This is a genomic window from Streptomyces sp. Ru71, assembly GCF_002920535.1.
Taxonomy (GTDB): Bacteria; Actinomycetota; Actinomycetes; order Streptomycetales; family Streptomycetaceae; genus Streptomyces.
This window is the reverse complement of record NZ_PQSS01000017.1, coordinates 56403-75288: the sequence shown is the minus strand read 5'-3', so window position 1 is coordinate 75288 and position 18886 is coordinate 56403. Positions and strand designations below refer to the sequence as shown.

Here is an 18886-nt window from a genome sequence, read left to right as displayed (position 1 = left end):
CGCACGGTCGGCCGGACGGGCTCGGTTACGCTGGTCGCGGGTCGTGACTGGCGCTGAGGTGGAGCACCACCGGGGAGCGGCCCCGCAGAGTCGATGCCGTGCGCCTGGGCGAACGTCGTATTCGCCCAGGAGTGCATCATGACCCAGGCCCGCCTCATGGACGGCACCGCCCTCGCCCGCCGGATCGTCGAGGAGACCGCCAAGCGCGCCGCCGACCTCACCGCGCGTACCGGGACGGCGCCCTGCCTCGCCACGGTGCTCGTCGGCGAGGACCCCGCCTCCGTCACCTATGTGCGGATGAAGCAGAACCGCTGCCGCACGGCCGGCATCGAGTCCCGGCACGTCGCGCTGCCCGCGAGCATCACGACCGAGGAGCTCGTCGGCACCCTGACGGCGCTGTCCGCCGATCCGGCCGTGCACGGCATCCTGCTCCAGCACCCCGTCGGCGAGCACATCGACGAGCGGGCCGCGTTCGAGGCGATCGCCCCGCAGAAGGACGTCGACGGTGTCACCTTCGCGTCGTTCGCGACGATGAGCTTCGGCCTGCCCGGCTTCGTCTCCTGCACCCCCGGCGGGATCGTCCGGCTGCTCGACGAGTACGGCGTCGACCCGGCGGGCAAGCGGGCCGTGGTCGTGGGCCGCAGCGCGATCCTGGGCAAGCCGGTCGGCATGCTGCTGCTCGCCCGCGACGCCACCGTCACCTACTGCCACTCGCGCACCGCGGACCTGTCGGCGGCCGTGCGGGAGGCGGACATCGTGGTCGCCGCCGTGGGCCGGCCCCGGCTGATCCGCGGCCAGGACATCAAGCCGGGCGCGGTGGTGATCGACGCCGGTTACAACGAGGGCAACGTCGGCGACGTCGACTTCGACTCCGCGGTGGAGCGGGCCTCGCTGATCACCCCGGTGCCGGGCGGTGTCGGCCCGATGACCATCGCCACGCTGCTGGAGCAGACCGTGGACGCGGCGGCCCGGCAGCTCGGCGTGTCGCTGTAGCGCCGCAGCGGTCGCGCGAAGTGGCCGTTTCCCGCGGGTCGTTCGTGCCGGCCCGCGGGATCGTCGCCATACTGCACAGCGTGCGCGTGGCGATCATGACGGCGGGTTCCCGGGGCGACGCGGCCCCCTTCACCGGGCTCGGGCACGCCCTGGCGCGGGCGGGTCATGACGTCACCCTGGTCACGCACGAGCGGTTCGCGCCGCTGGTGGCGGGCTCGGGGGTGGCCTTCCACCCGCTGCCGGTGGATCCGCGGGCCGAGCTGGAGTCGGCGCGGGGCCGGGGCCTGCACCGCAGCGCCACCGGGGTGGGCAAGCTGGTGCGGGTGGTGGCGCTGGCCCGGGCGCTGGCCGGCCGTATGACGGACGGGCTGCTGGCGGCGGCCGAGGGCGCCGACGTGCTGCTGCTCGCCGCCGCGCTCGCCCCGCTGGGGCACGCCGTCGCCGAGGGACTGGGCCGGCCGAGCCTGGGCGTGCATCTGCAACCCCTGGCCGCCACCCGGGAGTTCGCTCCTCCGCTGCTCGCCCCCGCCTCCTGGGGCGGCGCGGTGAACCGGGCCGCGGGCCTCGGGGTGAACCTCGCGGTGGAGCATGTCTTCGCCTCCGCCGTGCCGGCCGTCCGGGCCCGGCTGGGTCTGCCCGCCGTGCGTCCGGCGGCCGCGCTGCGCGCCCGGGAGCGGCAGGGCTGGCCGGTGCTGCACGGCTTCAGCCCGCTGGTGGTGCCCCGGCCCCGGGACTGGCGGCCGGGCCTTGAGGTGACCGGCTACTGGTGGCCGTACGAGCGGGAGCGCGAACTTCCGGGCAGGCTGCGGGAGTTCCTGGACGCCGGGCCGCCGCCGGTGTTCGTCGGGCTGGGCAGCGCCACCCTGCCCGACGCCGCCGGCTTCAGCGCGGCCGTCGCGGGCGCGCTGCGCCGTGCGGGCCTGCGCGGCGTGATCCAGCGCGGCTGGGGCGGGCTGACGGCCGACGGCGACGATCTGCTGCTGATCGACGAGGTGCCGCACGCGCTGCTGTTCCCGCGCATGGCGGCGGTGGTCCACCACTGCGGTGCGGGGACGACGGCGGCGGGGCTGCGGGCCGGGGTGCCGGCGGTGCCGGTGCCGATCCAGTTCGACGAACGCTTCTGGGCCGCCCGGCTGGTGGCGCTCGGGGTCGCCCCGCGCGCGCTGCCGCTGCGCCGCCTGACCCCTGACTCCCTGGCCTCGGCGCTCGTCGAGGCCGTCACCGAGCGGTCGTACGGGGAGCGGGCGCGGGCGCTGGGGGCGAGGATCCGCGCGGAGGACGGGGTGGCGCCGGTGCTGCGGGCGCTGGAACGCCTCGGAGGCTAGGCCGACGCCGCGAACGACGAGGCCTGCGCCCCCAGGGTTCGCCGAAGCGGTCGAGGGCGCCCGGTGCACCAGGGTGCGTCCACGGTCTTGCCGAGCAGGCCTCCCTTCCTTACTTTGCAGTAAGTACCTTGCGCATCACGTGTGTTCGGGTTCCACCCCACCCCGAGGAGCCGTCATGCCCGCCTTCAGACCCCGACTGCTGTGCCTGGCCGCCGCCCTCTCGCTCGCGGCCGGCGTGCCCGCGAGCGTCGCCCGCGCCGATGCCGGCGGCCTGCGGGAGGTCCTGTTCGTCGGCAACAACTGGGACGGCACCGCCGACATCATCGCCTCCACCGGCGACTTCGCCCGGATCGGCCGGATCGACGTCGTGCCGGACAAGGAGCAGCGGCTCGCGGAGATCAACGCCGACCCGGTCAAGTGGGTGTACTTCATGGCGATCCGCAACAGCGTCGGCGAGGGCCACGACCAGTTCGTCGACGACATGTACTCCACGCCCGACGGCCGGTCGGTGGTGGTCTCGCGGCCCAGCTTCGCCGACGTCGTGTCGATCGACCTGGCCACCGGGAAGCTCAACTGGCGCTTCCCGGTGTCCGGTTACCGCGCCGACCACATGGCCGTCTCCCCCGACGGCACCCGCGTCGCGGTCTCCGCGTCCACCTCCAACACCGTCCATGTCCTGGACATCGTCACCGGCCGGCAGCTCGGCTCCTTCGCCACCGGGGACAAGCCGCACGAGAACATTTTCACCAAGGACGGCAAGTACCTGTGGAACATGGCCATCGGTGACGTGAACACCGCGCTGGACGCGCCGTGGCTGGACTGGACGAAAGGCGACCGGCACATCACGGTCGTCGACGCGACGACGTACAAGCCGGTCAAGGTGATCGACATGCGGGAGCGGCTCGACGCGATCGGGCTGAAGGACTACTCCGACGCGGTGCGGCCGGCCGTCTTCTCCCCCGACGAGTCGAAGCTGTACTTCCAGGTGTCGTTCTTCAACGGCTTCTTCGAGTACGACGTCGCCACGGACCGGATCACCCGGACCAAGACCCTGCCGAAGAACCCCGCCACCGGCGACGACCGCACCACCTTCGTCAACGACTCGCGCCACCACGGCCTGTCGATGCGGCCCGACGGCGGCAAGCTGTGCGTGGCCGGCACGATGGACGACTACGCGACCGTCGTCGACCGCGCCACCCTCCAGGAGGGCCCGCTCGTGCCCGCGTCCAAGCCCTACTGGGCCACGGTCAGCGGCGACGGCCGGGACTGTGTGATCTCCGAGAGCGGCGCCGACCAGGTCACCGCCATCGACTTCGCCACCGGCCGCAAGCGGGTGTCGGTCCCGGTCGGCGACCATCCGCAGCGGGTGCGGCTCGGCCATGTGGCCGCCGACTGGACCGCGCCGGGCAGCTGAGCGTCATCCGGTACGCACCCGGTCGACGGCCTTGACCACGGCGCCGGCCCCGTCCTCGGCCGCGAGCCGCTCGGCGGCCCGTGCCGCGGCCACCGAGAACTCCGTCTCCCGGGTGACGGCGGTGAGCGCCTCGGCCAGGCGGGCCGCGGTCAGGGAGCGGAACGGGATCGGCGCGGCGGCGGCGCCGATCCCGGCGAGGCGGGCCGCCCAGAACGGCTGGTCCGCCGCCACCGGCACGGGCACGGCGGGCGCCCCGGCCCGCAGGGCGGCGTGTGCGGTGCCCGCGCCGGCGTGGTGCACGACCGCCGCCACGCGGGGGAACAGCAGCGCGTGCGGCACGTCCCCGACGGTCAGCACGTCGTCGCCCTCGGCGGCGAGCCCGGCGCTGCCGGACTGGAGGATGCCGCGCAGCCCGGCGCGGCGCAGCGCGGCGACGGCGAGTTCGCTCAGCCGCTCCCCGTGTCCGGCGGCCATGCTGCCGAAGCCGACGAACACCGGCCGTGGCCCGGCGCGCAGGAAGTCCTCCACCTCGGCGGGCAGCCGGCGCTCCGGGGCGACGTACGGCCACCAGGGGCCCACGATCTCCAGGCCGGGGTGCCAGTCGGCGGGGCGGGGCACCAGCGCCGCGCTGACGCCGTGCAGCACGGTACGGCGCTCCCGCCGCCGGCGGCGCGCGGCCGACGGGGTGAGGGTCGGCAGGCCGAGGCGCTCGCGCAGCGCGGCGACCGCCGGGGCGTAGACCCGGTCGGTCATGCGCAGGGCGAAGTGGCCCGCCGCGCGGTTGCCGAGCCGGCCCAGGGACCGGCCGCCGGTCACCGGAGGCGGGAACGCACCGGTCGGCGCGGTGGGCTGGAGGTGCACGTCCAGGTGGGGGATGCCGGTCGCCTCGGCGAGGTGCCGGCCGAGCGGGGCGGTGGTGGCCGACAGCAGGAGCAGATCGGTGCCGGGATCGACGGCGTCGGCGAAGCCGCGCCCCAGCTCGTCGGCGTACGCGGCCGCCGCGCGCATCAGCCGGCGCTTGCCGGCGACGTCACCGCGGGCCGGTGCGGGCAGCGGCCTGAAGCCCAGGCCCGCCTCGCGCACCAGGGGCTCGTAGGTCCGCGTGGCGGCGAGGACGACGTCGTGTCCGGCGGAGCTCAGGGCGGCACCGAGACCGGTGTAGGGGTCGACGTCACCGCGTGACCCGGCCGCCGCGATCAGGATTCTCATGGGGTCCCCTCGGATTCGGTCCGGCGCCGGGCGTTGGCGTGGACGGCGTCGCGCAGATAGGCGGCGAGGCCCGGGCGTTGCTGGGAGGGCGGCACGACCAGGGCGAAGGCCCTCGGATCGGCGTGGAAGTCGTCCGCGATGCGCCGGTGCATGTCGGGTGGGCAGGGCGTGAACCACCGGGTGATGTGCTGCCGGTGCTCCTCGGCGAGGCCCGCGGCCCGCTCGCCGTCGGCGGGCACGCCCGCGTCGAACGCCGCCAGCAGCCGCAGCCGCCAGTCGGCGGCCTCGGCCATCAGCCGGCGCCAGTCCTCCTTGCCGTGCGCCGCGGCCCGTGCCATGGCCTCCCGCTGTCCCGGCGACTGCCCGTGCTTCAGCTCGGCCTCGGTGGCGTAGCTGAGGTCGAAGGTGATCTCGCCGAAGATCTCGGCGCGCTCCTCGTGGCCCATCGGCACGCCGGTCTGCTGGATCTCGATGGCCCGCTCGGCGAGACCGGCCAGCCGCTCCAGGCGCGCGATCTCCTCGCGCAGCTCGCGGTGCCGGGCCCGCAGCTGCTCCAGCGCGGTGCCCTGCGGGTCGTCGAGGACGGCCGCGATGCGCTCCAGCGGGAAGCCGAGGGCGCGGTAGAAGAGGATCTGCTGCAGCCGCGCCAGGTCGGCGTCGTCGTAGAGCCGGTATCCGGCGTGGCTGCGGCCGCTGGGCGTGAGCAGTCCGGCGCGGTCGTAGTGGTGCAGCGTCCGCACCGTCACCCCGGCGAAGTCCGCGACCTGTCGCACGCTGTAGCTCATCCACCTGCCCTTTCGTCGGGGTTCAGCCTGAACCCTGACGTGAGGTGAGGGTCAAACGGCCCCGGGAAAATCGGTTGGCGTGCGGGGTGTGATACGGACATTTCGGGGTAGTCACGCCCTATACGGACGAGGCATGCACCGCATGCGTCGCCGCTACGGAGACCGTCGGATGAAGGAGGTCCGTGACAGCGCAATCCACTCGCAGCGCCCGGGCCGCTTCCACCGAGGTGAGGCGGCCCGGCCCGTGTCCGGGTCACGCCGAGGTCGGCGACAGGGTCAGCGTGGCGGCAGCCGGTGCAGGACCACGTCCGTGAGGCGGCCGTCGGCCGCGGTCGCGGTCAGGTAGGTGCAGTGGGGCTGGCGGCGCCGGTCGGTCGGGGAGCCGGGATTGAGCAGGCGCAGGCCGCCGGGTGCGGTGGTGTCCCAGGGAATGTGGCTGTGGCCGAAGACCAGGACGTCGAGGTCGGGGAAGCGGGCGGCGCAGCGGGCCTCCCGGCCCTGGGCGGGTCCGGTCTCGTGGATCACGCCGAAGCGCAGGCCACCCAGCTCGGCGCGGGCCACCTCGGGCAGTCGCGCGCGCAGCTCGGGCCCGTCGTTGTTGCCGTACACCGCGACGAGCCGTCGGCTGCGGCTCTCCAGCAGGTCGAGCGTGGCGGTGTCGACCCAGTCCCCGGCGTGCAGCACGACGTCGGCGTGCTCCAGCTCGTCGAGGAGCGGCGCCGGCAGCTCCTTGGCGCGCTTGGGGAGATGGGTGTCGGACATCAGCAGCAGGCGCACGAGCTCAGCGTACGGCGCCGGGGGGCCGGACACGCGCACCCTTCCTTCAGGTGAAACTGTTCAGTCTTAACTGAACAGCTTCAACTGGACAGTTTCACCTGAAGAAATTACCGTTCCCCCCATGGACCACCAGGACGCAGGCCGTTCCGCGCACATCTCCGCCGATGCCGCACGCGCGGCCCAGGAGCTGCGGGTCCTGATCAGCCGGCTGCGCCGCCGCGTCCGTGAGGTCGCCGGGGACGACGCGCTCACCCCGTCACAGGTGTCCGCGCTGACCCTGGTCGGCAAGCACGGCGCGGCGACGGCGAGCGCGCTCGCCGCGGCCGAGGGCGTGCGCCCGCAGTCCGTGGCCGCCACGCTGGCCGCGCTGGAGCAGCACGGGCTGATCCGGCGCAGCCCCGACCCCGCCGACGGGCGGCGCCAGCTGGTCACCCTGACCGAGGCCGGGCAGGAGCGCGTCGCCGGGGACCGGCAGGCCCGCGAGGAGTGGCTGGCCCGCGCCCTGCAGGACCGCTACACACAGGCCGAGCGGCGCACAGTGCTTCAGGCTCTGGCGCTGCTGGAGCGGCTGTCGCAGCCGTGACGGCCCGGCCGGCGCCGGGTCCCCCTTCCACCCCGAGCCCTTCACGCCCCGAAGAACCCGCCCGAGCACCGAAAGGCCCGCCCATGGCTGTCACCGCACTCGACCCGCGTACCGCTCTCGTCGTGATCGACCTTCAGGCGGGCATCGCCGCCGCGCCCGTGCAGCCGCACTCCGGTGCCGACGTCGTCGCCCGGTCGGCCCGGCTGGCCGACGCGTTCCGCGAGCGCGGCCTGCCGGTGGTGCTGGTGCGGGTGTCGTTCGCGGCCGACGGCGCGGACGCCGTGCCCGGACGCACCGAAACCCCCAGGGCGGGGGGTGCCCGCCCCGAGGGCTGGGACGTGATCGTGCCGGAGCTGTCCGGTCACGCGGGTGACATCGCCGTCACGAAGCACAACTGGGGTGCCTTCCACGGCACCGACCTGGATGTGCAGCTGCGCCGCCGCGGGGTGACGCAGATCGTGCTGACCGGGATCGCCACCAGCATGGGCGTGGAATCGACGGCCCGCGCCGCGCACGAGCACGGCTACCACGTCACCCTCGCCACGGACGCCATGAGCGACATGGACGCCGAAGCGCACACCCACAGTGTCCGGCGGATCTTCCCTCGGCTGGGCGAGACGGGCACGACCGACGAGATCCTGGAACTCCTCGCCAAGACGCACGCCTGACGAGCCGCGCGAAGGGCGCGGACCGGCGCCGGGCTCAGTCCTCGCCCCGGACGATGTTCCATTCGGCGCCGGTGTGCGCCGCGGGCGGTCCGGTCGGGTCCTCGACGGCGGGCAGCCAGGTGCGCAGCGCACGCTGGCGTCGCAGCCGGCGGGCCCTCGCCCAGCCGGTCTCGGGTCGGCGGACGGCGGTCTTCTCGGGTGACTGCGCGGTCGTCACGGCTTCTCATCTTCCTTCGGCTGCGTGCGCGTTCTTTCCTCGCACTACGTCGCCGGGTCCCCGGGACATACCGGATTCAAACAGACGTCCCAGCGGTGCACGGGGTATTCAGGAGCCACCGGGTCCGCCGCTGCCGAACGAGCCGCCGGAGCCGTCCTCCCAGCGCGGGCGCCGCTGGTCGCGGCCCAACCGGCCGCCGCCGGAGTGCAGTTCGTGCGGGGTGAGGCGCTCGCCGTCCTTCCAGGCGCGGGGCGTCTCGTCGGGTGCGCGGCGCTCGCTGACCTCGCGGACCGGGCCGGAGGGCGGCAGGGTCGGCTGCTCCTCGGGGCGGGGCGCGCGGTGTTCGCGCCGGCGGACCTTGATGCCGAGCCGGATCGCCCACACCAGGGCACCGGTGATGATGACGCCGGCCGCCAGCACGGCGACCACACCGACGACGCTGCCCGTCGCCGCAGCCAGGTTCGAAGAGGTGTCCATGAGCGGCGGGTACCCGGCCGGCGGCCACGGATACGCCGTAGGACGCACCTCGCCGCCCGGTCCCTGCGTGGCGCGGACGTCTGCCCGGAGTGCGGCGGTAGCGTCGCCGCGGTCCGGGGAGGAGAGCGATGACGGATCTGAGGGCACGGCACACACCGGACGGAGGGCCGAGACCGGCCGGGCGGGCGCTCGGCGCGGCTCTGCTGCGCTGGACCTCCACGACCGATCACAAGGTGATCGCGCATCTGTATCTGGTGACGGCGTTCTGCTTCTTCCTGCTGGCCGGTCTGCTGGCCATGGCCATGCGCGCGGAACTGGCGCGTCCAGGGCTGCAGGTGCTGAGCAAGGACGGCTACAACCAGTTCGTCACCATCCACGGCACCATCATGATGCTGCTGTTCGCGACGCCCATGTTCGCCGGGTTCGCCAACGCCGTGATGCCGCTGCAGATCGGCGCACCGGACGTGGCGTTCCCGCGGCTGAACGCGCTGTCGTACTGGATGTACCTGTTCGGCGGGCTGATGGTGGTCTCCGGGTTCCTGGTGCCCGGCGGGGCCGCCTCCTTCGGCTGGTTCGCCTACGCGCCGCTCAACAGCGCGATCCACACACCCGGGGCGGGCGGCGACCTGTGGGCGATGGGGCTGGTCGTGGCGGGTGTGTCGACGACGCTGGGCGCGGTGAACTTCATCGCCACGATCATGTGCCTGCGCGCCCCCGGCATGACCATGTTCCGGATGCCGCTGTTCACCTGGAACGTACTGTTCACCTCGATCCTGATCCTGCCCGCCTTCCCGGTGCTCACGGCCGCGCTGCTCGCCCTGGAGGCGGACCGCAAGTTCGGCGCGCACGTCTACGACCCGGCCAACGGCGGCGCCCTGCTGTGGCAGCACCTGTTCTGGTTCTTCGGGCACCCGGAGGTCTACATCGTCGCGCTGCCGTTCTTCGGGATCATCTCCGAGATCATCCCCGTCTTCAGCCGCAAGCCGCTGTGGGGCTATCTGCCGCTGATCGGCGCGACCGTCACCATCACGATGCTGTCGGCGGTGGTGTGGGCGCACCACATGTTCGCGACCGGGGCGGTGCTGCTGCCGTTCTTCTCGCTGATGTCGTTCCTGATCGCCGTGCCGACCGGCATCAAGTTCTTCGCCTGGATCGGCACGATGGTGCGCGGCTCCCTCTCCTTCGAGACGCCCATGCTGTGGTCGCTGGGCTTCCTGGTGACCTTCCTGCTGGGCGGGCTGAGCGGGGTGCTGATCGCCTCCCCGCCGCTGGACTTCCACCTCACCGACTCGTACTTCATCGTCGCGCACCTGCACTACGTGCTGTTCGGCACGGTGGTCTTCGCGATGTTCGCCGGCTTCTACTTCTGGTGGCCGAAGCTGACCGGCCGGATGCTCGACGAGCGGCTCGGCAAGGCGCACTTCTGGCTGCTCTTCCCCGGCTTCCAGCTGACGTTCCTGGTGCAGCACTGGCTGGGCGAGGAGGGCATGCCGCGCCGGTACGCCGACTACCTGCCCGCCGACGGCTTCACGCTGCTCAACACCCTGTCCACGGCGGGCGCGTTCCTGCTGGGCGTGTCCACGCTGCCGTTCCTGTACAACGTCTGGTACTCGGCCCGGCACGGCCGGGTGGTCACCGAGGACGACCCGTGGGGGTACGGACGCTCCCTGGAGTGGGCGACCTCCTGCCCGCCGCCGCGGCACAACTTCCACGCCCTGCCGCGCATCCGTTCCGAGTCCCCGGCCTTCGACCTGCACCATCCGTACGTGGCCCGGCGGTCGAAGGAGGTGGGGCAGCGGTGAGGACGGAGTCGGTGCTGTTCGGGGGCGTGGCGCTGTTCTTCGCGGGAGTCGCCGCGCTGTACGGCTTCTGGTCGCGCGAGCCGGCCGGCTCGGCGGTGCTCGTGGTGGCGTTCCTGATGGCCGCTCTGGTGTCCTTCTTCAGCGCCGTGCAGTACCGGCGCCGGGGCCGGCGCCCGCAGGACCGGAAGGACGCCGAGGTCGCGGACGCCGCCGGGCCGGTGGAGTTCTTCCCGGCGGCGAGCCGCTGGCCCGTGGTCACGGCGGCCGGGTTCGCGCTGTCGGCCACGGGTGTGGTCTACGGGCTGTGGCTGTTCCTCATCGGGATGGCGGTGCTGGCTCGGGGGGTTCTGGGGATGGCGTTCCAGTACGTTCACCGGGGCGAGGACCAGGAGTGAGCCGAGGCCGCGGGGCGCCGGGCCGCACGGTGGTGACGGGGCGGCGGCTCTCCTCGTAGCCGCCCTGAACGGTCTGCCGTACGTCCCCGGTCTCCACGCCCTCCTGAAGGTGCTCGCGCTCCTCGTCGGCCAGGGCGTGGCACAGCCAGCGGGTGAGGAAGAAGGCGGCGATCGGCGCGAGCACGAGCAGGACGCGCAGGGTCCAGGTCATGACGTTGACGGAGATGCGGAAGGTGGCGGCGGCCACGTCGTTGCCGCCGCCGATGAGCAGCACGGCGTAGAAGGTGACCCCGGCGGCGCCCAGGCCGGTGCGGACCGGCCGGTCGCGGGGCCGGTCGCACAGGTGCTGCTCGGTTCGCCACTCCCCCGTCAGCCGCTGCTCGACGAAGGGGTACAGGTACAGCACCAGGAACAGCAGGCCGGGCAGTACGACGGCGGGCAGGAGGACGTTCCACATCAGGGTGTGGCCGGCGACGTTCGTCTCCCACGGCGGTACCAGGCGCAGCGCGCCCTCCAGGAAGCCGACGTACCAGTCGGGCTGGGAGCCGGTGGAGGCCTGGTCGGGGCGGTAGGGGCCGTACACCCACACCGGGTTGATCTGGGCGACGGCGCCGAGCACGCAGAGCACGCCGAAGACCATCAGGGACAGCCCCGCCGAACCCGCCGTGAACTGCGGCACCATCGGCTTGCCGACGGCGTTGCGCTCAGTGCGGCCGGGGCCGCTCCACTGGGTGTGCTTGAGGTGGAACACCAGGAGCAGGTGCACGGTCACCAGGCCGATCAGGACACCGGGCAGCAGCAGGATGTGCAGCGGGTACAGCCGGGAAATGAAGTCGAGCCCGGGGAACTGGCCGCCGAAGGCGAAGAACGCCAGATACGTGCCGACCACGGGCACGGACAGCACGATGCCCTGGGCGATGCGCAGACCGGTGCCGGACAGCAGGTCGTCGGGCAGCGAGTAGCCGGCGAACCCCTCGGCCAGGGCGAGCATGAACAGGGTGACGCCGATGACCCAGTTCAGCTCGCGGGGGCGGCGGAAGGCGCCGGTGAAGAAGATCCGCAGCAGGTGCACGCCGATCGCGGCGGCGAACACCAGCGCCGCCCAGTGGTGGACCTGCCGCATCAGCAGACCGCCGCGCACGTCGAAGCTGATGCGCAGGGTGGACTCGTAGGCGGCCGACATCCGCACGCCGCTCAGCGGCAGGTACCGGCCGTGGTACACGACCTCGCGCATCTCGGGGTCGAAGAAGAAGGTCAGCCAGACGCCGGTGAGCACCAGCACCAGCAGGCTGTACAGGGCGATCTCGCCGAGCAGGAACGACCAGTGGTCGGGGAAGGCCTTGCGCAGCAGGCCACCGCCCTCGGTGACCGGCAGCCGCGCGTCGACGGCCGCGGCCAGCCGCTCGCCCCTGGTCCGCTCCGCCGTCGGCTCCGACCGGCTCTGCCGCTCCACGTCCGTCCGCCTCCTGTGCCACGGGACCCACGGTGGTGTCCCTCCCCCACGGGGGTGCGGCCCGCACACCAGGACGGGGGAAACACCCGCGGACCCCGCACACAGCACCCGTTCGGGTGCGCGGGGGGGGACGGGCGGGGGCGCGGTCACGTCCGGAAGCCGACGCGTGGCCACGGGCGGGCACGTCCACCGTTCCGGGCACCGCCGCAGCCACAGCCGGGTCCGGCCACGGACGGGCGCCCCGCGCACAGCACCCGTTCGGATGCGGGTGGGGACGGGCACGGGCGGGGAACGCGGCCCCGCCGGGGGCCGACGCGTGGCCACAAACGGGCGGGCGCGGTCACGGGTCCGGGCGCCGCCGCGCGGACACCGCCGGGCGCGGTTACGGGCGGCCGCCGCCGCACGGCCGGGCGCGGCCAGGGGGTCGCCGACGCGCCTACTCAGCCGCTGAACGCGGCGGCTCGCCGCGGGTCGTCAGGCGCGGGCACGGACACGGGCGGGCGGCGACGCGCGTCGGCCGGGCGGGCCCGATGACGCGCGCAGGCGGGCCTGACGGGCGCCGACGCGCGCGGGCCCAAGCGGGCCCGCAGACGCGCGGCAACGCCGGCAGGTCCGGGCATGGGCAGGCCCCACGCGGCGCAAGCGGACGCCAACAGGCCCGGCTACGGGCCAGCGAATCACGAGCGGCTCGTGTGGACGCCGGCAGGGCACGAGCGAGCCCACCCCACGCGCGGCACGAGCGGGCGTCGGCCGCCCCGGCCACGGGCGGTGGCGGCGGGGCCGGGGCGGTGGCAGGTGTAGGGGGCGTCAGGTGTTGGGGCGGGCCGCGCTGATGTCTCCGAGGGCGGAGTCCGGGTCGCGTTCCATCGCCAGGTCGCCCAGGGAGACGATGCCGACCGGGTGTCCGTGGTCGACGACCGGGACCCGGCGTACGGAGTGCTCGCGCATCACCTGGACCGCCACGTTCAGCTCGTCGTCGGGCCCGACGGTCACCAGGTCGTCGCTGCACGCGCGCGCGACCGTCGTCTGCTCCGGGTCGCCGCCCTCGGCGAGGGCCCGCACGACCAGGTCCCGGTCGGTGACCAGACCGCGCAGATCGTCGCCGTCGGTCACCAGGACGGCGCCGAGGTCCTGGTCCCGCATCAGCCGGGCCACGGACGTGACGGAGGCCTGCGGCTCCACGGTGACCGGGTCGGCGGTCATGATGTCGCGGACGTGCTGGGTCATGACGTACTCCTTCTGTCAGCGGTTGTGCGGGAGCCGGGTTACCCGCACACGGCCGATGACACAGGGATGCCGGAGGCGTTCAGCGCACGAGGGCGATCTCGCTCCACACCTGCTTGCCGCCGCTGACCGGCACCGTCCCCCAGGAGTCGGACACGGCCTCCACCAGGAGGATGCCGCGCCCGCCGGTGGCCTCCCAGCCGATGCTGGTCGGCTTGACGGGGGTCCGCGGCGAGGCATCGGTGACGGCGATGCGCAGCCGGTGGTTGACCAGGGTGAGGCCGAGCCGGACCTGTCCCTCGGTGTGCACCAGGGCGTTGGTGACGAGTTCGGAGACGACGAGGAGGGCGGCGTCGACGTCGTCGTGCGGGACGCCCCACGCGCGCATGGTGCGGCGGGCGAAGCGGCGGGCGTGGCCGACGGCCTGCGGGACCCGCCACACCGTCCAGCTCTCCCGCAGCGGACGCGAGGCCATGCCGTCGTAGCGCAGCAGGAGCAGGGCGACGTCGTCGCTGCGGTGGGCGCTGCCGAGGAGGGCGTCGGCGACCATGCCGAGGTGGGAGACGTCGCAGGCGGCCAGCTCGCGGGCGAGCCGGTTCATGCCGGTGTCGATGTCGGCGTCCACGGATTCCACCAGGCCGTCCGTGGTCAGCGCGAGAACCGTGCCGGGGCGCAGCGACAGCGGGCCGAGCGGGAACTCCGCCTGCGCGAGGACACCGAGCGGCGGGCCGCCCTCGGACTCGGGGATCTCGGTGGAGCCGTCGGGGTGGCGCAGCACGGGCGGCAGGTGCCCGGCCCGCACGCACCACGCGGAGCCGGACTCCAGGTCGAGGTCGACGTAGGCGCAGGTGACGAACAGGTCGGTCTCCAGATCGGCGAGCAGCCGGTTGGCGTGCGAGACGACGACGTCCGGCGGGTGTCCCTCGACGGCGTAGGCGCGCAGCGCGGTGCGCATCTGCCCCATGACGGTGGCGGCGGCGGTGCTGTGGCCCTGGACATCGCCGATGACGAGGGCGACGTGGTGGTCGGGCAGCGGGATCACGTCGTACCAGTCGCCGCCGACCTCCAGACCGGCCGTGGCGGGCAGGTAGCGGGCCACCGCGACCGCGCCGGGCAGCGTGGGCAGGCGGCGCGGCAGCAGCTGCCGCTGGAGCATCCCGACCAGTTCGTGCTCGGCGTCGAAGGCGTGGGCGCGCATCAGGGCCTGCCCGGCGAGGCCGGCGGAGGCGGTGAGCAGGGCACGCTCGTCGGGGCCGAAGTCGTGCGGGGTGTCCCAGCCGATGAGGCAGGCCCCGGCCATGCGGGTGCCGGCGGGCAGCGGCAGCACGGCCAGGCCGCCGGGGCCGACGTCGGCCAGGGCGGGTTCCAGGGCGGTGCCGGCGGGCCAGATCTGGGCGCGGCCCTCGCGCAGCGCGGCGGCGAGGGTGGGCATGGCGCGCACGGGCGCGTCGGGCCACTCGCTGCGCCACTCCAGCCGCCACAGCTCGGGCCACACCTCCGGCTCGGGCGGGTCGAGGACGGTGACGACGAGACGGTCGCCCTCCAGCTCGGCGAGCGCGATCCGGTCGGCGCGCAGCGGCCTGCGCAGGGCGGCCACGACGGCCTGGCTGACGTCCCGCACGGTGCCCGCGTTGGCGAGGATGGCGGCCAGGCGCTGCACCCGGGCCACGTCGGTGACGTCGGAGCGCAGCTCGGAGGTGTCGTCGACGGTGCCGACGAGCCGCAGCGGCCGGCCCTCGCCGCCGGGCAGCAGCCGGCCGCGCAGCCTGAGCCACTTGGGGGGTCCGGCCGGCTGGAGGATGCGGAACTCCAGTTCGCGGTCGCCGATCGACATGTGGTCGGCCTCGACGACGGACATCAGTGCGGGCAGGTCCTCGGGGACGGTGAGGCCGAGCAGCGTCTCGACGTTCCCGTCGAACTCGTCGCGGGCCAGCCCGAACAGGTGCAGGATGCCGTCGCCGACCGCGACGCGCCCGCTGTCCATGGCGAGGCTGAAGGCGTTGGCGGGCAGCTCCCCGGAATCGGCGGCCGCCGTCGGCAGGGGCGCGGCGACGGCATCGGCGACCAGCTCCAGGTAGCCGCGGGCGTCGCTGTCGAAGCCGTCGTCCTCCTCGCTGACGGCGAGCAGGCAGCCGGCGGCGCCGGGCAGGGGCAGCGCGGCCAGGTGGAAGTCCTGTGCGGTGACGCGCCGGGCCGGCGCCCGGGCGGCGAGTTCGCCGGGCCCGAGCCACACCGCCTGCCCGGTGCGGTGGGCCTCGGCGGCCGGGGAGCGCCCGGACATGGGGTAGGTGTCGCGCAGGCCGTACAGGGGCCTCGGCACGCCGGCCGACTCCACCAGGCACAGCAGGTCACCGTCCTCGCCCGGGGTGTACAGGGCGGCCAGATGGGCGCCGGCGAACACCAGTGCCTGTTCGAGCACCTGCCGCACCCGTTCGGGTGAGTCGGGAGCACGGGTGAGCGCCTTGAGGGCGTCCTCGGCACGCAGTGTCCGCGCTCTGCGTCCCGCAGCTCCCTCACTGACCACGTCCGTATTACAGCGCGTACCGGACGCCCGCGCAGCCCCTGCGACCGTTCCGCACGGGCCCGCACACCTGCTCGAAACGATCCGAACATGTGTTGACGCGTGCGTTCCGCACGGCGATCTCGTGACAGTCGTGACTGTCGGTGGCCGTCCGCGCACTGGAAGTCTCTGGGGCGGGCCACGGAAGGGGAGGCATGGACAAGCGGTACGAGGTGTACGCCCTCGCGGACCCTCACTTCTACGACACGCCCGACCGGCTGTCGGACGGCGGCGCGCAGACCGCACCGCTGTTCGCGGCGGCGCGTCGCGAGGTGCCCGCCGGATGGACGGCCGCGCGGGTCGGCGACTGGCTGACGCTGACCCCGCTCGCCGAGGACGGCCGCCCGCTGGCGGGGCCGGCCCAGGGCTGGAAGATCCACGCCTCGGCCACCCGGGCCAACGCCGAGCAGATCGCGGCGATCGTGTGGGACTACTGCGTGCCGCGCCGCATCCCGTTCAAGTTCGTGCCCGGCCCGCACCTGCTGCACCTGCGCAACGCCAAGTACGCGGGCCGCGACACCAGCGGCAAGTTCGTCACCGTCTACCCGGACGGCGAGGAGCGGCTGCACACGGTGCTGCGCGAGCTGGGCGCCCTGCTGGAGGGCTTCGAGGGCCCGTACATCCTCACCGACCTACGCTGGGGCGAGGGCCCGCTGTACGTCCGCTACGGCGCCTTCGCGCGGTCCTACGTCGTCGACGAGCGCGGCGCGCTGGTGCCCGCGGTGCGCGACGGGGAGGGCCGGCTGGTGCCCGACCGGCGGACGCCCTCCTTCCAGGTACCGGAGTGGGTGACGCTCCCCGAGTTCCTCCAGCCCCATCTGGCGGCGCGCAACACCACGACGGTGGGCGAGCTGCCGTACCGCATCGACAAGGCGCTGCACTTCTCCAACGGCGGCGGGGTGTACGCGGGCACCGACACCCGCACCGGCCGCAAGGTGGTGCTGAAGGAGGCCCGTCCGCACGCGGGGCTGGCCTCCGACGGGGCCGACGCGATCGCCCGGCTGGAGCGGGAGAAGGAGGCGCTGGAGCGGCTCTCGGGCACCGGCGTGGTGCCCGAGGTCCGGGACTGGTTCACGCTTGGTGACCACCGGTTCCTGGTGACAGACTTCGTCGAGGGGCGGCCGCTGAACGCGTTCTTCGCCGAACGGCATCCGCTGCTCGCCCCGGACCCGGACCCGGGGGAGGTCGCCGCCTACACGGCGTGGGCGGTGCGCATCCACCGGGCCGTGGAGCAGGCCGTGGAGAAGGTGCACGCGCGCGGGATCGTCTTCAACGACCTGCACGTGTTCAACATCATGGTCGCCCCCGACGAGGAGTCGGTGTGCCTGCTCGACTTCGAGGCGGCGGCCCCGGTCGAGGAGCACGGCCGCCAGGTCGTCGCGCACCCCGGCTTCTTCGCGCCGCCCGACCGGCGGGGCGCCGACGTCGACCGCTACGCGCTGGCCTGTCTGCGGCTCGCGCTGTTCCTGCCGGTGACCACGCTGTTCGTGGTGGACCGCGGCAAGGCGGCGCACCTCGCGCAGGTGATCGCCCGGGAGTTCCCGGAGGTGCCGGCCGGCTTCCTGGCGGAGGCGGTGGCCGAGATCACCCGGGAGGCGTCCGGCCGGCCGGCGGGATCCGTCCCGCTCGTGGATCCCGCCGACTGGCCGCACAGCCGGGACTCGATGGTCAAGGCGATCCTGGCCTCGGCGACGCCGGAGCGCGACGACCGGCTCTTCCCCGGCGACATCGCCCAGTTCTCCGACGGCGGCGGCCTCGGCCTCGCCCATGGCACGGCCGGCGTGCTGTACGCGCTCGCCGCGGTCGGCGCCGAGCGCTACGACGAGGGCGAGCGCTGGCTGCTGGAGCACACCGACCCGGCACCGGCGGGCACCCCGCTCGGCCTGTACGACGGTCTCGCGGGCGTCGCCCATGTGCTGGACCTGCTCGGCCACCGCCGGCGGGCCCTGGACCTGGTCGAGGGCATCCTCAAGGAGCGCTGGCAGCACCTCTCCTCCGACCTGCACGGCGGTCTGGCCGGTCTCGGCCTGGTCCTCGGGGCGCTCGCCGACGCCACCGGCGAGAGCGAACTGGGCGAGCGGGCCGCCGAGGCCGCGCACCTCCTGGTGGGACGCCTCACCGAACCGCCCGCGCCGAAGCGGCGGGCCGGGCTGCTGCGCGGGGCGAGCGGGCCGGCGCTGTTCCTGCTGCGGCAGTACGAGCGCACCGGCGAAGGCGAGTTACTGCAGGCGGCGGGGACGGCACTGCGCCGGGACCTGGAGCGCTGCGTGGTGCGGCCCGGCGGCTCGCTTGAGGTCGACGAGGGCTGGCGGACCCTGCCGTACCTCGGTGACGGAAGCGCCGGGATCGGCATGGTCCTGGACGACTACCTCGCCCATGTGCCGCACGCCGCCGAGGAGTTCGCGGCGGTCCGGGCCGGTGTGCTGACCGCCGCAACGTCCCGCTTCTACGCGCAGCCCGGGCTGTTCCAGGGCCGCGCCGGAATGATCCTGCACCTGAGCCGCACCGGGGCGGCGCCGGAGCGCCTGTCCGGCCAGATCGCCGGGCTCGGCTGGTACGCGATGGCCTACCAGGGCCAACTCGCCTTCCCCGGCCACCAGATGATGCGGCTGTCCATGGACCTCGCCACCGGAACGGCGGGCTGTCTGCTGGCGCTCGGCGCGGCCCTCGACGGCCCCGGCCCGGCCCACCTGCCGTTCCTCCCGCCGCTTTCGCGGCCCTGAAGACGCGGCCGCCCTCCGGCGGTCGTCGCACCACCCCTGTCCCCATCGAAGAAAGGACACGATCATGGCCCTGCTCGACCTGCAGACCCTGGAGTCCGAGGAGCACACCGACGGCGGCGGCGCCAGCACGGTGAGCCTGCTGTCCTGCATCAGCGCGGCGAGCGTCCTGCTCTGTCTGTGACGCCCGCCGCGTGACCACGGCTCCGGGCCGGCCGTCCTCCCACGAGGAGGGGCCGCCCGGGGCCCTCACTCTTCTTCGAACGCGTTCCCGGGGAGCAGGC

The 18886-nt window shown here is 74.0% G+C and carries 17 protein-coding genes and 1 riboswitch; of the genes, 9 read left to right on the top strand and 8 right to left on the bottom strand.

The genetic code is table 11. The features are described 5' to 3' along the window. Positions 1-33 precede the first annotated feature (33 nt). Positions 34-117, top strand: a riboswitch (ZMP/ZTP riboswitch). A gap of 21 nt (positions 118-138) precedes the next feature. The 3 genes from C3489_RS13505 to C3489_RS13495 all read left to right on the top strand — a co-directional run bounded on the left by C3489_RS13505 (position 139) and on the right by C3489_RS13495 (position 3732). After that, positions 139-993 (top strand): bifunctional 5,10-methylenetetrahydrofolate dehydrogenase/5,10-methenyltetrahydrofolate cyclohydrolase, encoded by an 855-nt coding sequence (locus C3489_RS13505; protein WP_103782021.1) that lies wholly within the window; start codon positions 139-141, stop codon positions 991-993. Positions 994-1088: 95 nt separating this feature from the next. After that, complete coding sequence (locus tag C3489_RS13500) at positions 1089-2318, top strand: glycosyltransferase (RefSeq protein WP_103782061.1); 1230 nt, start codon at positions 1089-1091, stop codon at positions 2316-2318. Between the two features lie 175 nt (positions 2319-2493). Then, a complete protein-coding gene (locus C3489_RS13495; RefSeq protein ID WP_103782020.1) occupies positions 2494-3732 on the top strand; it encodes a YncE family protein in 1239 nt (412 codons plus the stop codon). 3 nt (positions 3733-3735) lie between these two features. On the opposite strand, the gene C3489_RS13490 is transcribed toward C3489_RS13495, so the two are convergent. The 3 genes from C3489_RS13490 to C3489_RS13480 all read right to left on the bottom strand — a co-directional run bounded on the left by C3489_RS13490 (position 3736) and on the right by C3489_RS13480 (position 6503). After that, entirely contained in the window at positions 3736-4941 is a 1206-nt protein-coding gene (locus tag C3489_RS13490) for a glycosyltransferase (protein WP_103782019.1), read from the bottom strand. Continuing rightward, complete coding sequence (locus tag C3489_RS13485; protein ID WP_103782018.1) at positions 4938-5726, bottom strand: MerR family transcriptional regulator; 789 nt, start codon at positions 5724-5726, stop codon at positions 4938-4940. Before C3489_RS13485 ends, C3489_RS13490 begins: the two co-directional genes overlap by 4 nt. 276 nt (positions 5727-6002) lie before the next feature. Beyond that, on the bottom strand, positions 6003-6503 hold the full coding sequence (locus tag C3489_RS13480; RefSeq protein ID WP_103782060.1) for a metallophosphoesterase: 501 nt from the start codon (positions 6501-6503) through the stop codon (positions 6003-6005). 121 nt (positions 6504-6624) lie between these two features. Here C3489_RS13480 and C3489_RS13475 point away from each other — a divergent pair, with 121 nt between their 5' ends. Both C3489_RS13475 and C3489_RS13470 read left to right on the top strand, forming a co-directional pair. After that, positions 6625-7086 (top strand): MarR family winged helix-turn-helix transcriptional regulator, encoded by a 462-nt coding sequence (locus tag C3489_RS13475; protein WP_103782017.1) that lies wholly within the window; start codon positions 6625-6627, stop codon positions 7084-7086. Between the two features lie 83 nt (positions 7087-7169). Continuing rightward, on the top strand, positions 7170-7754 hold the full coding sequence (locus tag C3489_RS13470) for a hydrolase (RefSeq protein WP_103782016.1): 585 nt from the start codon (positions 7170-7172) through the stop codon (positions 7752-7754). A gap of 34 nt (positions 7755-7788) precedes the next feature. Here the strand turns inward: C3489_RS13470 and C3489_RS13465 are convergent, their stop codons facing one another. Next, positions 7789-7971, bottom strand: coding sequence for a hypothetical protein (locus C3489_RS13465; RefSeq protein ID WP_103782015.1), 183 nt, complete (start codon positions 7969-7971; stop codon positions 7789-7791). A 108-nt stretch (positions 7972-8079) separates the two neighbouring features. Continuing rightward, positions 8080-8448 carry a DUF6479 family protein gene (locus C3489_RS13460; protein WP_103782014.1) on the bottom strand — a complete coding sequence of 123 codons (369 nt, stop codon included), beginning with the start codon at positions 8446-8448 and terminating at the stop codon, positions 8080-8082. A 128-nt stretch (positions 8449-8576) separates the two neighbouring features. Between C3489_RS13460 and ctaD the strand changes: the two genes are divergently transcribed. After that, complete coding sequence (gene ctaD / locus C3489_RS13455; RefSeq protein WP_103782013.1) at positions 8577-10250, top strand: cytochrome c oxidase subunit I; 1674 nt, start codon at positions 8577-8579, stop codon at positions 10248-10250. Then, positions 10247-10645: a cytochrome c oxidase subunit 4 gene (locus C3489_RS13450; RefSeq protein WP_103782012.1), complete on the top strand. Its 399-nt coding sequence runs from the start codon at positions 10247-10249 to the stop codon at positions 10643-10645. The genes ctaD and C3489_RS13450 overlap by 4 nt, the downstream gene beginning before the upstream one ends. On the opposite strand, the gene C3489_RS13445 is transcribed toward C3489_RS13450, so the two are convergent. From C3489_RS13445 to C3489_RS13435, 3 genes are all read right to left on the bottom strand, one after another. After that, entirely contained in the window at positions 10566-12098 is a 1533-nt protein-coding gene (locus C3489_RS13445; RefSeq protein ID WP_103782011.1) for a ubiquinol-cytochrome c reductase cytochrome b subunit, read from the bottom strand. The two genes, C3489_RS13450 and C3489_RS13445, sit on opposite strands and share 80 nt — an antisense overlap. 807 nt (positions 12099-12905) lie before the next feature. Continuing rightward, complete coding sequence (locus C3489_RS13440; RefSeq protein WP_103782010.1) at positions 12906-13325, bottom strand: CBS domain-containing protein; 420 nt, start codon at positions 13323-13325, stop codon at positions 12906-12908. A gap of 79 nt (positions 13326-13404) precedes the next feature. Next, entirely contained in the window at positions 13405-15846 is a 2442-nt protein-coding gene (locus tag C3489_RS13435) for a SpoIIE family protein phosphatase (RefSeq protein ID WP_181139658.1), read from the bottom strand. 191 nt (positions 15847-16037) lie between these two features. Here C3489_RS13435 and lanKC point away from each other — a divergent pair, with 191 nt between their 5' ends. After that, the gene (lanKC, locus tag C3489_RS13430; protein ID WP_103782009.1) at positions 16038-18605 is read left to right on the top strand and encodes a class III lanthionine synthetase LanKC; all 2568 of its coding nucleotides are present in this window, start codon (positions 16038-16040) and stop codon (positions 18603-18605) included. A gap of 64 nt (positions 18606-18669) precedes the next feature. After that, on the top strand, positions 18670-18786 hold the full coding sequence (locus C3489_RS13425; RefSeq protein ID WP_103782008.1) for a SapB/AmfS family lanthipeptide: 117 nt from the start codon (positions 18670-18672) through the stop codon (positions 18784-18786). Positions 18787-18886 lie beyond the last annotated feature (100 nt).